Raw genomic sequence first — 16,334 nt, 5'->3', positions numbered from 1 at the left:
GGAACCTCGCCGCGGCGAGGTTCCTTTCGTTTCATTATTCAACCGTCACTGGGACGACAGCGAGGTCGATCTCTTTGTCGACTTCGGCCCGCTCTTCAGCGAGACGGGCATCCGACCACTTAAAGACGTCGGCCATGGCACGGAGCACGCCATCTTTATAGTTGCGGACAAAATCGATGTCGAAGAACATCGCGCCAGTGCGGCGGACGAGGAAGTCGATGGCTCGAACGACCGACTCTTCTTCGATACCGTAAATGAGCTGTGCGTAGACGATCTCGGGAAGGTCGTACGCGTTCGTATCCATCCGTTCGACGACACGGTCGATATTCGATCCGTACAGACGGACGAGCTGTTCGGCCTTGTCATCCTCGAGACCGATGTTTTTCAGTTCAGCCTTCTTCTTCGTCAAGAAATCGTCGAACCCGTTCGAACCACCGACATGACCACCAGACATCGGCATATGTTTCGTGCGCGAGGCAAGGAAGACGATACCTTCTTCTTGCTTGAGCAGTTTCGCCACCAAATCGACGACTGTCTCTGACATCTTGCGGTAACCGGTCAACTTCCCACCGGCGATTGTAATCAAGCCGCTCTCTGACTGCCACACTTCATCTTTCCGTGAGATTTCAGACGGATCTTTGCCTTCTTCATAAATCAGTGGACGAATCCCGGCCCAACTCGACTCAACGTCGTCCGCTGTCACGTTCACGTCTGGGAACATATAGTGAATCGCCTCTAAAATATAGTCACGATCCTCAGTCGTCATCCGTGGGTGTGCTTTATCCTTATCGAAGAACGTGTCTGTCGTCCCAACGTATGCCTTCCCGTCACGTGGAATCGCGAATACCATCCGCTTATCCGGCGTATCGAAGTAGATGGCTTGTTTGAGCGGGAATTTCGATTGGTCGATGACGAGGTGAATCCCTTTCGTCAAACGAAGCATCTTCCCTTTGTTCGAGCCATCCTGTTCGCGGAGCACGTCGACCCAAGGACCGGTCGCATTGATGACTTTCTTCGCATAGACATCATACGTCTTGCCGTCGATTTGGTCCTCGACATGCACGCCGACGACTTTGCCTTGCTCGTAGATGAGGCCGGTCACTTTCGAATAGTTCATCAAGAGGGCACCATGGTTCGCCGCCTCTTTCGCGACTTCGATGGTCATCCGGGCGTCATCCGTCCGGTATTCGACGTAATAGCCGCCACCGACGAGGCCGTCTTTTTTGACGAGCGGTGCTTTTTGAATGACTTCATCCGGCTTCAACATCAAGCGCCGTTCAGCACGTTTCACACCAGCCAAGAAGTCATACACCATCAAGCCGACTGCGGTCGAGAGTGGCCCGAATGTGCCACCTTTATGCATCGGTAGTAGCATGCGTTCCGGTGTCGTGACGTGTGGCCCGTTCTCATAGACGATGGCACGCTCTTTCCCGACTTCGGCGACGAGCGCGACTTCGAACTGTTTCAAGTAACGTAATCCACCATGGACGAGTTTCGTCGAGCGGCTCGACGTTCCGGCTGCGAAGTCCTGCATCTCGAGCACGGCCGTCTTCATTCCGCGGGATGCGGCGTCAAGTGCGATCCCAGCACCGGTGATCCCTCCGCCGACAACGAGAATATCATGGCGCTCCCCTGTCAATTGTTCATATCGTTTGGCACGTTCTTTCGCTGAGAAATTTTTGATTTCCATCTTGTCCCCTCCTATAATGTATCCGATCAGATGTATATGAAAAGAGACCACAACAAAACAAGGCTTCGCCCCCCATGTCGTGGTCTCTCTGTAGTCTCCAACCGGTTATCAACTTTTCTCCTGTATTATACCCTATTCTCACATGTTCAACCATTGACCCGCTCACCGAGTGTGCAACCTGCTCCTCAGAAAGCGTCCCGCTCGCAATTTTAAAAAGAGAAGACTAGACTTCAAGGTATCACCAACAAGGAGGAGTTTTTTTATGAAACGCATGTTACAACCTTTCCAATTCAAAAACGGCGTCGAGCTCCACAATCGGCTCGTACTTGCGCCGATGACGCACTATTCGTCAGAACCGACGGGTGAAGTGTCGGAACACGAACTCGCCTATTACCGGAAGCGGGCGAAGAACGTCGGCCTCGCCATCACGGCATGTGCTTACGTGACCGAAGACGGCAAAGGGTTCCCGAACGCCTTTGGTGTGAATGACGACAAATTCATCCCTGGGCTTCGTCAGCTCGCTGAGAGTTTAAAAGCGGAAGGTGCGAAAGCGATTCTCCAAATCTTCCATGCAGGACGTATGTCTCCTCCAGAACTCGTACCGAACGAACAACCTGTGAGCGCCAGCGCCGTAGCACCGGTCCGTGAAGGAGCCGCCACGCCGCGTGCCCTCGAGACCGAAGAAGTCGAGACAATCATCGAGGCGTTCGGCGACGCGACACGTCGGGCCATCGAAGCCGGATTTGACGGTGTCGAGATTCACGGGGCGAACACGTATCTGATTCAACAGTTCTTCTCACCTCACTCGAACCGACGCGACGACCGCTTCGGCGGCGATGTGAACGCACGTCTCACGTTCCCACGTGAAGTCATCCGTTCAGTGAAGCGTGCAGCTGAAGGCGCAGACGATTTCTTAATCGGCTACCGCTTCTCCCCTGAAGAAGTCGAAGAGCCAGGCATCACGCTCGACGATACGGACGTATTGATCGATATGTTGCTCGAGGAAAATCTCGACTATCTCCACGCCTCGCTCTGGAACTTCAACATCGGATCGATGCGAAACGAGAACGTGACGGAGCGGTCGATTGATCGCATCGCTAAACGCATTAACGGTGCCGTCCCGCTCATCGGAGTCGGACAGCTTCAGCGCCCAGGTCAAGTCGAAGACGCACTGAACGTCATCGACCTCGCCGCGCTCGGCCGTGAGCTCATCATCGATCCGGATTGGCTCGACAAAGTGAAAGATGACCGGGAAGACGAAATCGAGACCGAACTCGATTTGAACAAACAAGCCGAACTCGCCGTTCCGGCTCCGCTTTGGAACGCTATTACGACGCGTGCCGGTTGGTTCCCGATCAAAGATCAAGCTGTAAAATAACATCATCGTCCGTAGACCTCACGTCTGCGGATTTTTTGTTCTCATTTATCGCTAGAATACTGTGAGAAAGGATTCACATTCTGGACACAAAATTGTCACATTTTTATTCTTTTTCACCGCTTCTTTCGTGTTGACCTAACTTTCCAACCTACTGCTCCCTTCGTAAGCTAAGGAAAGGAGCCGTTTCCTCCTTTAAAGACTACAGGTCGAGCCTCGCTTGTGCCTCACCTGTCCGTTTGACCATCTTTTGAAAGGGGCATATCATGTATGACGAAAAAGCCAATTGATCTCGATGCGCATAACAAGCAGCTTAATCAGCATCAACAGCGGACGAAACAAGTCGCCGAAACGTATCGACAAAAAAGCAAAGAACTCGAACACCGCCTCGAATCATCCGCCCGTTCCCACGAAGAAGTCTTTTCTCGCGAAATCGCCGAGTTGAAACAAGCGACCAAGCGGAACGTTCCACGCAATAAATAAACGGTTCCCGATCGTACGACGAAAGAAGTGAATCATCCGTTGGAAAATAAAATAAAACGCCAATTTCTGAACAACCTTCATCGTGATCGAAAGTTGTTCGATGACTTTCAGCATGTGGAAAATTTTTATACGCTTGACCAACAGATCGTGAGTGCGCTCCGTAGCTCTCATCCGATTCGGGCCGAGCAGTTACTCGAAACACTGACGCTCGATTTGCTTAAGCTTCCCGTCTCAGATGAGTACATGAGTGTCCGCTTTTACTATCGTGGGCTCGTCTATCATGTGATTCGCTTAATCCCAGTCAATAATCCGAACGTCCAAACCGCTCTCAATTATACGAGCGCGCTCCTCATCTTGATTGACGAGTTGACGACGACGCTTGATTTTATTTATGCGATCCCGGTCATCGTTGATTATTTAACGAAGATGATGGCATTTTTATCTCCGCCCGTGTCGACCAATCCGAACGTCACGACAGCCATTCATTTGATTGAAGACCATTTGAAAGAGCCCGAGTTGTCACTCCCTTGGATCGCCCACCAAATCGGGTTATCGAATAATTATTTGTCGACACTATTCAAGCAGGAAGTCGGCGAAAGTGTGCCGGAACGCATCCGGCGCCGGCGCATCGATGCATCCATCGCTGATTTGCTCGGGACAAACTTGCCGATTTGTACCATCGGTGAAAAATATCGCTTCGCTTCATGTACGGCTTATATCAACACGTTCAAAACGTACAAACAAATGACCCCGCTCCAATACCGCCAATTGTTCCACACCTAGAAAGCGCTAAGCCTCTACCGAGACTTAGCGCTTTCTGTCATCCATTCTTTTCGCAATACACCCATGCGAATCGAGTCGTAACGCACGTTGTCGACGACACGTACCTGGCGAATCCGACCTTCGAGTTGCATGCCGACCTTCTCGGCCACTCTCATCATCCGCTCATTGCCAGACCATGTCGTCAGCCCGACACGAACCGTCGGCAGCGTCTGAAACAGATGGTCGATCCACAGCTTGAGTGCCCGTGTTCCGATACCTCGATTCCAGCGGTCGGCTTGATGGAGGATGATCCCGACCTCGAGCCAGTTCTGTCCATCGTCTTCATAATAGAAGGAAACCGTCCCGTAGACGATCCCATCGACCTCGATGACCCACATGTCGTCACGGCCGATGTGTTCGTCCGCACTCGTTCGGTATACCTCATACGTTTGTGCCCGATGTGCAAAATACGGAGCGTCCCATTGTTTAAATTCCGGCGCTTCGTCTTTGTACATCAATTCCCATAACCGATCTAAATCACGTGCCTCGATCGGTCGAATCAGTAATTCTTCATCATGAACCATACCCTCGTCCTCTCTATTTGTGCTCCTGACTGTTTCGAGACATCAATTCGAATTTCCTTTTTTTCGTTTCCGCCAGACGAGCGCCAAGATGACGAGCAAGAGGCTCGCCGTCACCGAGACGACCGCAAACGGACTCGCACCGGTGATAAATAATTCACCGAGTGAGACCGAATACGCGAGACCGAACGACGTGAGAAGCTTCGCACCGATGGCGATCAACACGAAACGTGGGAACGGCACGCGACTGAAGCCGGCAGCTAAGCAGATGATCTCGTCGGGCAAAATCGGGATGATGAACAAGACGAGCAAGACGCCGAGTCCGTATTTGTCCACGTATCGGTCGTACGTCGCGAGTTTGTCGGCGTCGATGAGGCGCATGATCCGTTCCCGTCCGAATCGGGCAAGTCCGTACATGACGAGAATGCCGAGCGTCGTCGCAACACTTCCGATCAAGGCCGCTCGCAGCGGTCCGAGGGCGACACTTCCAATCGGAACGCTGATCGCCTCTGGGACAGGGAGCGCGATCGGTTGCAGGAAACTGAACGCGGCAAACAGCCACATCGCCTGGTCCTCATACTGTTCGAGCAGTCGCTCGAGCCCATATGAATCGTATAAAACGAGACCGAACGAGACGTAATACACGAAGACGAATAACAAGAACAACGTGAACGTGACTTTGAGCATCTGTTTCAAGTACGTATTCGACCCCTCTCGAATCGACCGTAATAAGCCAATCGAGAGCGCGAGCAATACCACTCCGGTCCACCCGAGTTGATAAGGAAGGTATAGCGTCGGCAAGACGACGAACGGCAACAGACTAAGCGTGACGAGCGCCGCCCCATATCCGATATACATCATCCTTCGTTTCTGCATGTCGCATCGCCCTCTCCCTGTTCTACTCTTAGTGTACCCGGATTCCTAGATCGATGTATCCATCTCGCGCTTCGGAATGTATCAGCCTTTTGCCCGAGAAAAAAGGTCACAGTCTGAGACTGTGACCTGCCACTCATTCGCCGAGTGAAGCTTGGATGAAATCGTGGAACAAGCGTTGCGGACGCTCTGGGCGCGAAATGAGTTCTGGATGGAACTGTGACGCGACAAACCACTTGTGCTCTGGAATCTCGATGATTTCGACGAGACGGCCGTCTGGGCTCGTTCCTGAGAACTTGAACCCTTCTGCCTCGAACGCTTCACGATACTCGTTGTTGAACTCATAACGATGACGATGGCGCTCATAAACGAGCTCTTGATTGTAAGCGGCGTGCGCTTTCGTGCCAGGCTCGAGCTTACATGGATACAGGCCGAGACGAAGCGTTCCGCCAAGGTCTTCGATGTCTTTTTGTTCTGGAAGCAAATCGATAATCGGATAGTTCGTCGTCGGATCGATTTCCGCCGAGTGGGCACCGTCGAGCTTCAAAACGTTGCGGGCGAATTCGACCGTGGCGAGCTGCATGCCGAGGCAAATCCCGAAGAATGGGACGTTATTCTCACGTGCATAACGCGTCGCTTCGATTTTCCCTTCGATGCCGCGTTCTCCAAATCCACCTGGGACGAGAATCCCATCAGCATCTCCGAGCAGCGTCTCGACGTTTTCTGCCGTCACTTCTTCGGCGTTGACCCAGTCGATGTCGATGTCGGCATTGAAGGCGTAACCGGCGTGTTTGAGTGATTCAGCGACCGAGATGTATGCGTCGCGAAGTTCGACATATTTCCCGACGAGCGCAATCTTCACTTTCTTCTCGAGGTGCGTGACCGTGTGAACGAGCTCTTTCCAAGCCGTCATGTCAGCGGCTGGTGTGTTGAAGCCGAAGTAGTCGTTGACGAGTTGGTCCATTCCTTGTTTTTGGAGATTGAGCGGCACTTCGTAAAGCGTCGACGCATCTTGCGCCTCGATGACCGCTTCTTTGCGCGTGTCACAGAACAAGGCGATCTTCTCACGCATATCTTCAGGGATGTCGTGTTCGGTACGGAGGACGATGATGTCCGGTTGAATCCCGTAACTGCGAAGCTCCTTGACGCTATGTTGCGTCGGTTTCGTCTTCATTTCACCGGCAGCACGGAGATAAGGCACGAGCGTACAGTGGACGTACATGACGTTCTCTTTGCCGATGTCGTTCTTCACTTGACGAATGGCCTCAATGAACGGAAGCGACTCGATGTCCCCGACTGTTCCACCAATCTCTGTGATGACGACGTCTGCGTTCGTCTCGCGACCGGCACGGAAGACGCGATCTTTAATCTCGTTCGTGATGTGCGGGATAACTTGGACCGTTCCTCCGTTATAGTCGCCACGGCGTTCTTTCTTCAATACGGTCGAATAGATGCGACCTGATGTCACGTTGGCGTTTTGCGACAAGTTGATATCGATGAAACGCTCGTAGTGACCGAGGTCAAGGTCTGTCTCGGCGCCGTCATCCGTGACGAATACCTCACCGTGCTGGTACGGGCTCATCGTCCCTGGGTCGATATTGATATACGGGTCAAATTTCTGAATCGTCACGTTCAAACCTCGGTTTTTGAGTAGACGTGCGAGTGAAGCGGCTGTAATCCCTTTACCGAGTGAAGATACTACCCCACCTGTTACGAAAATATACTTTGTCATCATCATTCTCCTCTCTTAAATGCCACAACGGGAAACGGAAAAACAAAAAAAGCAAAAGTGCCCCCACTGAAATGGAGGACACTTTTGCTGCATCGTTACGTGCTAAACTAGCCCATGACTAATTTACGTCAGAGACGATGCAGTCGTCAAGTCATTATTTTTTCTTTTTTTCAACTGTCAAAAAAGAAAAAGAGACACGCCTAGCCGGGACAAATGCCCGGCTTTTTGCGGTCTCTTATAAATCATCCTCATCTTCTAAGTCGAGGTCGTCGTCCAAGTCTTCGTCCTCGAACTCGTCAAGGCCTTCCACTTTTTCGGCTGCGTCCTCGGCATCGAATTCAGATGCGTCAAAATCTTCACCTTTTGCAAAGACGTCAAGGTCGTCTTCAATGTCGACGATTCCCTCATCCGTCTCGTCAATCTCTTCTTCGAACTCATCGAGCTCACCGCGTTGGCGTGCCTCGATGACGAGATCTTCGTCTGACTTATCGAACGGATACCAAACACGAAGCGCCCAACGGTTAGCTCCCAAGTTGACGAATAGTCCGTCGATGTTCATGTCCGTGTAGAGTTGCGCGATTTTCTCGAGCTCTTCCTCTTCACTCGCGAACGTATAGTTTTGTCTGATCAGCTCACGGATCTCATCAAATGAAACTGGTTGCTCCCCAGTCTTTTGAAGAATTTCGTAAACGAAATCGATCAACGATTTATTCATTAAAGGACACTCCTTTTCCGTCACTAGTTAAACATCACTCCTCATTATAAACAAAACCGATATGAAAAAGCTAGAGGAAATTATTTTGAAGTTTGAACGGTTTTTTGGATGCGAAACCAGTAGATGGTGATCAACCCAACGTTGAAGATCCACGTCAGTCCGAGCACCCCGACCATCCAACTGCGCGGAATTTTAAATGATAGCTCCGCATTGACCGACTGTCCAGTATACAGACCGTAGCCGAGTAATCCGACCATGAGCGCGGAATACGCGATGATCATCCCAAACCGTTTCCATAGTTGCAAGAGCAGCGAAGCGAACTCTTTATTGTCCCCGTAGGATGCGTACAAATAGACGTGACCCGCACTCGCATACATCGTCTGGACGTACCCGCTCACAAACAAGACAGGGATAAACAGAAGCGGCTCAAAAAAACTCAAGAAAAATAACAGCGATGTGACGAGCAGGACGTAATACGGATGGCGCGCTACATCGAACACACGGCTCAACAAAATCCAACCGATGACACCTGCTAGGAAGGGGATAAACACATAGAACAAGATCACTTGAAACGAGTACAAGGCCAGACTGACGAACACAGCACCAATCAACGTCCATCCGCCGAACAAGCCGACAACGAAAGAGAGCAACTGGACTTGTCGCGTCCGGGTCGCGCTGACATAAGTCTGCGTCCGCTCTTGGAACATGACCCATCCGACGTATCCGAGCAGAACGATCATCAATAAAAAGATTTCCACGTACCCGCTCGCCCCTTCCAACAGGCTGAGGAGACGGCTGACCAATGTGAACACGGTGACGGCGATGAAAGCACGCACGAACTTCCCCGTCGCCCAAGTCCACGTCGCCGTTTTCTCGAGCGGAAGCTTTCTCACGAACAGATACGGCAGGACGAGACTGACGAGAAAAAGGACGACGGCCCCGTTATACGACTGAATCAGTGTATAGGAGAAGGCGACGACCCAGGCCAAGAGGGCGAGTACAAGAGGTAACGAACTCCCTTTTTCGTCTGACGGTTCTTTGGGTGCCGACAATTCGCCTAGCTGTGATAGAATCGTCGTCATAATCGAACCGACACCAATCGAGCCGACACCGACTAAAAATGCGCTCACTTCGATGCCCCAAGCGAACGGCAACAAGAAGCAGATGAGACCAACGACCAAGACCGATAGCGCGAGTAAAAATGTTTGCTTCGACCCAAGCCGACCGATGACATACACCCATAGCAATAGCCCCGACATGCTCGCGACATAAAAAATCATGAACGGAATTAATCGCCCGACGCCGTCTTCGACCGCCATGATGGACAAAAACAAAATTTGAGGCAAGATTTGACTGCTGAGGGCACTGACAATCGTCAATAACACGACCGTGTTCTTCAAACGGAACACCCCATTTCTCAAAAATGTCCGAACCGCCTTCTCTTTTTTCTTCCCGCTTCTAGCACGAGCACAACCTGCTTCTTCGCACATCAATTTCTCATTTTTTTCACATCTTTGCCGATATAGAGGAGAATGGCATTTTAGCTATATGAGAAAAAAGGAGAATAAAACATGGCATTGTTCCGTAAATCAAAATCTACCGCCTACGTCGCATCGATCGGCTTCCCCGATATGACGACGATCGCCCAACCGACCGATCCGAATTTGAACGGACGGGCGCATTATATGGGCTATACGTCCTCTCAAGTCAAACGACTTCAAACGATGGCCCCGCTCGTCGAGTCGGTGTTAGATGACGTACTCGAAAACGTACTCGATCATTTGATGCTTCAACCCGACATGGTCAAAATCGCCAACGCCTCGTCGACACGCGAGCGACTTAAAAAAGTATTCGCTGACTACTTCCGGAGCTTGTTGACCGGGAACATCGATGACAAGTTTCTCGCCATGCGCAAGCGGATGGGTCAGACGCATCACCACTTCTCAGTACCGGTCGTCTGGTTCCTCGCGACGTATTCCGCCTTCAACACGTTACTCATCCCTAAGATCGTCGAACATTATCAACACGATCCTGCCACGATGACCGAATCACTCCTCGCCTTATCCCACGCGATGAACTTGGACGCGCAAATCGTTACAGAGCAATATGTCGATGCCAGACTCGATGAAATTGAATCAGGGAATGTAGCCCGGATGACATTATTGAACGACGTGAACCGCGTCAGTACCGAAGTCGCGACGACGATGGAACAGACCGGCCACGCCATGTCCGAGACGAGCAAACGTGCCCATCAAGTCTTATCCGAGACCGAGCAGACGGAGACGTTGAGCCGACACTTGATGAACTTGACGCATACGAACGGTGAACAAATCGAGCAGATGGAAACCGAGTTCAAGCAATCGACGACGTATATCGATGCCTCACTCGAGCGCATCACCGCCCTGAAAGACGGTTCACAAGATATCGTCAGTATGACGCGTAGCATCGAACAGATTGCCAATCAGACGAACTTGCTCGCCTTGAACGCATCGATTGAAGCGGCTCGGGCCGGTGAACACGGCAAAGGTTTCGCCGTCGTCGCGACCGAAGTGCGGACGCTCGCCGAAAACGCGAAACAACTGAGCAGTCAAATTAACGTCCTCATTCATGAAAATGAGGCAAACATCGCCGCCCTGCTCGACCAGATGGGCCAGATGCATCGGACGAACGACGAAGCGATGCGCCAACTCGGCGCCGTCAAAGTCGGTTTTTCGACCGTCAAAGACGAGATGGGCAATTACGTCCTATCATTTGAACGCAATAAGCAAGACCTCGGCCAAATGGTCGAGACGATCTCAGCCATCAACGAGACGACGCAAGGCTTATCGCACTTGACGTCTTCTTTGTTGGCGACTGCTGAGATGCAGTCCTAACAAACAAGGCACGGTCCGCGGACCGTGCCTTGTTTTTATTGCATGAGTGGTTCTAGTATTTCGAGCGGAGCGAGGGAGCGATCGAGTAGTTCGACGACATCGAACGTGCCGACCGTTTCATCGACTTCTTTCGCTTTCGTCCCGTCGGAGAGCATCGTCAAGCAATACGGACAGGCCGAGCCGATGACCGTTGGCTTCGTCTCAAGCAATTGCTCGGTCCGGGCTACGTTGACGCGCGTCCCGACTTTCTCCTCTTGCCACATGAGACCGCCGCCGGCGCCGCAGCACATGCCGTTCTCACGGTTCCGGTCCGCCTCGACGAGTTCGACACCCGGGATGCGTTCGAGTACAAAACGCGGGGCATCGTAAATGCCGTTATAGCGTCCAAGGTAACACGAGTCGTGATAGACGACGCGCTCGTTCACAGAGAAGTCCGGCTTGACCCGGCCTGTATCGAGGAGCTCAGCCAGGAGCTCGGTATGGTGATATACTTTCACACCACTTAGTCCGAAGTCCGGATACTCGTTTTTGAACGTGTTGTACGCGTGCGGGTCGACTGTGACGATCTTTGTGACCCCGTACTTTTCGAACAGTTTGATGTTCGCCTCGGCGAGCTCTTGGAACAACAGCTCATTCCCGATGCGGCGTGGTGTGTCCCCTGAGTTCTTCTCTTCGTTCCCGAGGATGGCGAACGAGACACCAGCCTTGTTCAAGACGCTCGCAAAGCTTTGGGCGACTTTTTGGCTGCGGCTATCGTATGAGCCCATCGCCCCGACCCAGAAGAGGAATTCGAACTCTTCGCCGGCCTTCTTCTTCTCTTTCGCTGTCGGAATGACGAGTTCTTCCCGGTCTTTGCGCCAGTTCTCGCGCTCTTTCCGGTTCATCCCCCACGGATTGCCTTGACGTTCGATGTTCGCGACCGTACGCTGCGCCTCAGGATCCATCTTCCCTTCCATCATGACGAGGTAACGACGAAGGTCGATGATCTTGTCGACGTGCTCGTTCATGACCGGACATTGATCCTCACAGTTGCGACACGTCGTACATGCCCAAATCTCTTCTTCGGTGATGACGTTGCCAATCAACTCGTCGGCGACGAGCATGTTTCCATTCATCGCCGCAGCCGCGATCTCGGCCCCTTGCGTGTTTTGGAACATGAGTGCCGGAGCCCACGGCGATTTGCGCGTGATGGCGGCCCCTTTCATGTTCATATGGTCGCGTAGTTTGACGATGAGGTCCATCGGCGACAACATCTTCCCGGTCCCTGTCGCCGGGCAGACGTTCGTACAGCGTCCGCACTCGACACAGGCATATAGATCGACGAGTTGTTTTTGGTTGAAGTCCTCGATTTTATTGACGCCGAAGACGATTTCTTCATCCGACTCCTCGTCCTCTTCCATCGCTGAGAAATCGACTGGCGCGAGACGACCGACCTTATGTGTCCGTCCGAGCCAAACGTTGAGCGTCCCGGCAATCAAGTGAGCATGCTTGCCTTGCGGGATATAAATCATAAAGCTGAGCAAGAACAAGAGGTGTAGCCACCAGAAGACGACGAACAAGGCGAAGGCGACACCGCCAGGTACCCAGGCGAACGCCGAACCGATGAGTGTCGCGACCGGCTCGCCCCACATCGGGAGCTCTTCTTTATAGACGAGGTAAAACCCGTTTCCGAACAAGACCGATACCATCAGCCCACCGATGAAGATGAGGGCGAGACCGGCCAAGAAGTTTCGTTTCAAGCGCACGAGCTTCTCGACATAACGGCGGTAGAATCCCCAAACGACCGCAACGAGAATCATGAGCATGACGATTTCTTGCATGAACGTGAAAATCGGATAGAGCGGACCGAGCGGGATGTGCGGGAAACGCGTCCCGACAGCAAGCCCTTTCCAGATGAAGTCGATGGCCCCGAACTGGACGAGGATGAACCCATAGAACATCATGACGTGAATGATGCCGCTCTTCTTATCTTTCAACAATTTTTTTTGGCCGAACACGTTGATCATGACCTGTTCAAGCCGTTCTTTGTTCGTTTGGCTCCACTCTGCCTGTTTCCCGAGCTTGATGAACGTATAGCGCTGATACACCAGCGAGGCGAACAAATATAGTCCATAGCCGAGGACGAGCAAGAATAGAATCCAGTTGACGATTAAAAATGTAGACATCCCCAAAACTCCCCCTTATGAAAACGGATTCAATCTTGAATTCAGTATACCAAACAATGAATGAACAGTCATTCATTTTATTGAAGCGGTCAAAAATTGAGTACGTGCTTTAAGAATAAGAGGATACCGCCATACCCGACGACTGCGAGCACGAACGTCCGAAAGTGAAGATTACGGTCGGCCGGGAGCTCGAACTTGACGATGTTCAGAATCATTGCCCCGGCGACGAAGGCGAATAAAATTGCCTCGATATGGGTCGGCAACTCGACAAAACGAGAGAAGAAGCCGCCGACGAGAATCCCGCCACTCAAAAAATAACGTCCTTGCCGGATGTAACGTTTCCCGTAGTGACGATAGAGGTCGTGGCCGACGGCGAGGAAATGGACACCGAGCGCCGTCGCATAAAAGCTGCGGGCGACGAATGTGACTGAAGAGGCGGTGACGACATATGCCGAGAAAGACATGTATGCCGTCAGAAGCGTCACCTGGAGCCAGTACGAGACATTTTGGTCCACCGTTTCATCTTGAAAATACGGGGTCCGGACGACACGCATCGTTCCGTAAAAGACGGTGAAGCCGAGTAGGCTGATGACATAAATTTCGGATGGCAGAGCCAGGTCGAGCCAATCCACTCGAAGCGTATCTTGCCGCTTGTTGAGCGACGGCAACAGATACATGAAAAAATACGTGATGGCGATCCCACTTGAAAATGAGAACCATTTTTGAGATGGCACCCGGTCTCGTGGAAACAGATAAATCCCAAAAAAATTGATGAGCGCTAAATAGAACACGATCCAATTCGCCATCTCGTGTCACCCTTTCAGTTCAATCCAAAACCGTTCGACGACCTTGCCGCTTCCCTCCATGAACGGTGTGTCCGGCACCCCGCCGTTGTTCAAAATGACTTGGCGTGACGCCACGTTCGTCCGATCGCACGTGATCAAGGCCCGCTCGATGCCGAGTTCTTTCGCCTTCTCGAGCGCGAGTTCAAGCTGTTTCGTGGCGAGACCCCGCCCGCGAGCGCTCGGCTTGATGCCGTACCCGATATGTCCTCCAAAGTTGATGAGGTTGTCATTCAATTCGTGGCGGATATTCGCCGCCCCGAGCAACTCCTCCCCGTCCGTTAGCCAATACGTCGTGCTCGGCACCCAACTGACGTTGTTCACCCGTAACTCTTTATCACGGATTTGTTTGACGTATGACGCGAAGTCAGACGCGTCACGGTCGACCGCGTTCGGGACGATCGTCTCGCCCCGTTCCCGCCATTCCTTTAAAAAGTCGATCACTTTTGCTTCCTGATCCATTGATGTCTTCACGAGTCGCAACATCTGACTCCCCCCTGTTTCTATGTATGAAAAAGACCGCAATGCGGCCTTAGTCTTCGAGTCCTAATCGTTTTGGCATCTGAGATGCGATCCCGCGCGCTTCTTCTAACCGGCCCGCTTCCACGAGTGTATGAAACCGTAAAAACGCTTCATGCGTCGCGTCACCGATAGCCGCCAAGTAGTCGATGTAGCGTTCATACACCGATTTGTCTTCTGGCCGCGCCTCGATCAAGGCGATATAGAGCCGAACCGTATCCTCTCCATAAAGAAGCGGAAACTCATCGTTCAATTGGAGTAATTTATCGACCGAGTCCATATCGACGCCGGTCTCGTTGTCGTAGTGCCCGACGACCTGCTCTGCGTGGTCCTCGAGGCGTCCGCGCCACTCTTCATACTCGTCCTCGTTCGTCTCGAGCATCTCGAACCAATCTTCGTTCAACATCTCTTCAATCTTTTTCACACGTTCTGCAAAGTTCATGTTTCGTCTCCTCCTTCAAACGTCCACGTGACGTCGACTTCATAGTTGCCCGCTAAGTCGTCGTTCATCGATAACTCGTAGATGAATCGGCAACTACCGTCGGCGACATCGAGCCGCTCCGTCGTTGTCGCCATCGTCATGGACATGTATGGGTTTTTATATAGGCTCTGCGTCAAGCGTCCTTCGATAAAGGAATGATTCATCTCGATCGGCCCTTTACAGATGAGCGCAAGCCGGCCCGTTGTATATTTGATGGTCGTCGGGACGACACCGTCTTCTCGTTCTTGATCGAACGTCAAGATGAAGCCGGTCTTCAATTCATAATAGAGCCCATCGGCTAGTAGCTCGATCGGTTCCGCGATCTCACGGATCGTCGTCTTTTGGCGCACACGTACGCGTTTCGGTTCAATTGCCATGGTGATTCCCCTTTCCGCTGTCCCATCGTACCATATCTCGCGAATAGTCCGGAATCGGTAACTTTTTCTTTCCCGGTTCTCACGCGCTTCACACGTCGCGGCTGATCAATTTTATATTATGTGCGTGCAAGAAGTCCGCTTCAAGCAAAAGACCGTGGACGTGATAATCCGCGGCCGTTCGTTTTGTTAAAACTTCAACCAATGCCCTTCTGAAATCACGTCGATGCGTCCGTCGACGACTCGAATCGCCGTCTCGTCATCAATGGCGTAGCTCGGCCCAGCCAGCATCTCTGCCCATTCGATCGCATGCTCGGACGTGTTCTCTGGCAACATCTCATGATCGAGGTGAGGGAAAATCGAGAAATCGACGTAGCCTAGCGTCTCATCGCTTTGGACGCCTGGGGCCTGCCAACCGACAAACGCCTCCCCGATGCGTGGGGTCATAACCATGCTACCGGCACTCAAACCGACATAGACGCCCTTCCAATCCGGCAACAGCTGCGCGACACCAGACTGCTTCATCCAATAATGCAAGAACAGTGGGTCGCCTCCGTTGACCAACAACACATCCGCTTCGTCGAACGCCGGTCTCCACACCGTTTCATCAAGGCTTGGGAGGGCACTCAATTCGAGGACCCCGACCGACTTCCACCCTACCTCACACATCGGCGTCGAGAAATCACCGTTGAAAAAGTTCCACGCGTGATTCGTCCCACCTGGTAGCGCGTAAATCGCGGTCGGAATACAAAGGGCGTTACACTCCTCAATCGGTCTCCCTAGTAACTCGAGCAACGATTGTTTGATTCGTTCATTTTTGATACCGGCCGATGTCAGTAATAATCTCACTCCGATCCCTCCTCATCATT

Annotated in this window: 16 protein-coding genes; 4 read left to right on the top strand and 12 right to left on the bottom strand. The window is 52.0% G+C overall.

The annotated features are described in order from the left end of the window. Positions 1-34: 34 nt before the first annotated feature. Positions 35-1,690 (bottom strand): glycerol-3-phosphate dehydrogenase/oxidase, encoded by a 1,656-nt coding sequence (locus tag EVJ34_RS09825; RefSeq protein WP_131485471.1) that lies wholly within the window; start codon positions 1,688-1,690, stop codon positions 35-37. 262 nt (positions 1,691-1,952) lie between these two features. Here EVJ34_RS09825 and EVJ34_RS09820 point away from each other — a divergent pair, with 262 nt between their 5' ends. The 3 genes from EVJ34_RS09820 to EVJ34_RS09810 all read left to right on the top strand — a co-directional run bounded on the left by EVJ34_RS09820 (position 1,953) and on the right by EVJ34_RS09810 (position 4,331). Next, complete coding sequence (locus EVJ34_RS09820) at positions 1,953-3,068, top strand: NADH-dependent flavin oxidoreductase (protein ID WP_131485470.1); 1,116 nt, start codon at positions 1,953-1,955, stop codon at positions 3,066-3,068. Positions 3,069-3,335: 267 nt separating this feature from the next. Beyond that, on the top strand, positions 3,336-3,548 hold the full coding sequence (locus EVJ34_RS09815) for a hypothetical protein (protein WP_131485469.1): 213 nt from the start codon (positions 3,336-3,338) through the stop codon (positions 3,546-3,548). A gap of 114 nt (positions 3,549-3,662) precedes the next feature. Beyond that, positions 3,663-4,331: a helix-turn-helix transcriptional regulator gene (locus EVJ34_RS09810; RefSeq protein WP_131438174.1), complete on the top strand. Its 669-nt coding sequence runs from the start codon at positions 3,663-3,665 to the stop codon at positions 4,329-4,331. Positions 4,332-4,345: 14 nt separating this feature from the next. Here the strand turns inward: EVJ34_RS09810 and EVJ34_RS09805 are convergent, their stop codons facing one another. The 5 genes from EVJ34_RS09805 to EVJ34_RS09785 form a co-directional block, all read right to left on the bottom strand. Next, complete coding sequence (locus EVJ34_RS09805) at positions 4,346-4,894, bottom strand: GNAT family N-acetyltransferase (RefSeq protein ID WP_131485468.1); 549 nt, start codon at positions 4,892-4,894, stop codon at positions 4,346-4,348. A gap of 42 nt (positions 4,895-4,936) precedes the next feature. Beyond that, positions 4,937-5,767, bottom strand: coding sequence for a TVP38/TMEM64 family protein (locus EVJ34_RS09800; RefSeq protein WP_131438170.1), 831 nt, complete (start codon positions 5,765-5,767; stop codon positions 4,937-4,939). A gap of 133 nt (positions 5,768-5,900) precedes the next feature. Next, positions 5,901-7,496, bottom strand: coding sequence for a CTP synthase (locus EVJ34_RS09795; protein ID WP_131438168.1), 1,596 nt, complete (start codon positions 7,494-7,496; stop codon positions 5,901-5,903). Between the two features lie 235 nt (positions 7,497-7,731). Then, the gene (gene rpoE, locus EVJ34_RS09790; RefSeq protein ID WP_131485467.1) at positions 7,732-8,211 is read right to left on the bottom strand and encodes a DNA-directed RNA polymerase subunit delta; all 480 of its coding nucleotides are present in this window, start codon (positions 8,209-8,211) and stop codon (positions 7,732-7,734) included. Positions 8,212-8,291: 80 nt separating this feature from the next. Further along, positions 8,292-9,611, bottom strand: a complete 1,320-nt coding sequence (locus EVJ34_RS09785) for an MFS transporter (RefSeq protein ID WP_131485466.1) — start codon at positions 9,609-9,611, stop codon at positions 8,292-8,294. 171 nt (positions 9,612-9,782) lie between these two features. Here EVJ34_RS09785 and EVJ34_RS09780 point away from each other — a divergent pair, with 171 nt between their 5' ends. Next, positions 9,783-11,084, top strand: coding sequence for a globin-coupled sensor protein (locus EVJ34_RS09780; protein WP_131485465.1), 1,302 nt, complete (start codon positions 9,783-9,785; stop codon positions 11,082-11,084). A 35-nt stretch (positions 11,085-11,119) separates the two neighbouring features. Here EVJ34_RS09780 and EVJ34_RS09775 read toward each other — a convergent pair whose 3' ends face one another. The 6 genes from EVJ34_RS09775 to EVJ34_RS09750 form a co-directional block, all read right to left on the bottom strand. Then, positions 11,120-13,249 carry a (Fe-S)-binding protein gene (locus EVJ34_RS09775; protein ID WP_131485464.1) on the bottom strand — a complete coding sequence of 710 codons (2,130 nt, stop codon included), beginning with the start codon at positions 13,247-13,249 and terminating at the stop codon, positions 11,120-11,122. Between the two features lie 89 nt (positions 13,250-13,338). Next, positions 13,339-14,055, bottom strand: coding sequence for a hypothetical protein (locus tag EVJ34_RS09770; RefSeq protein ID WP_131485463.1), 717 nt, complete (start codon positions 14,053-14,055; stop codon positions 13,339-13,341). A 6-nt stretch (positions 14,056-14,061) separates the two neighbouring features. Then, positions 14,062-14,577, bottom strand: a complete 516-nt coding sequence (locus EVJ34_RS09765) for a GNAT family N-acetyltransferase (protein WP_131485462.1) — start codon at positions 14,575-14,577, stop codon at positions 14,062-14,064. 46 nt (positions 14,578-14,623) lie between these two features. Then, positions 14,624-15,052, bottom strand: coding sequence for a hypothetical protein (locus tag EVJ34_RS09760; RefSeq protein WP_131485461.1), 429 nt, complete (start codon positions 15,050-15,052; stop codon positions 14,624-14,626). Next, positions 15,049-15,468: a YwiB family protein gene (locus tag EVJ34_RS09755; RefSeq protein WP_131438152.1), complete on the bottom strand. Its 420-nt coding sequence runs from the start codon at positions 15,466-15,468 to the stop codon at positions 15,049-15,051. Before EVJ34_RS09755 ends, EVJ34_RS09760 begins: the two co-directional genes overlap by 4 nt. Positions 15,469-15,654: 186 nt before the next feature. Then, on the bottom strand, positions 15,655-16,314 hold the full coding sequence (locus tag EVJ34_RS09750; RefSeq protein ID WP_131485460.1) for a Type 1 glutamine amidotransferase-like domain-containing protein: 660 nt from the start codon (positions 16,312-16,314) through the stop codon (positions 15,655-15,657). Positions 16,315-16,334 lie beyond the last annotated feature (20 nt).

Source organism: Exiguobacterium sp. SL-9 (assembly GCF_004336985.1).
In the GTDB taxonomy this organism is placed as follows: Bacteria; Bacillota; Bacilli; order Exiguobacteriales; family Exiguobacteriaceae; genus Exiguobacterium.
Note: the sequence above shows the minus strand (reverse complement) of the source record. Positions and strands in the feature narration are given on the sequence as shown.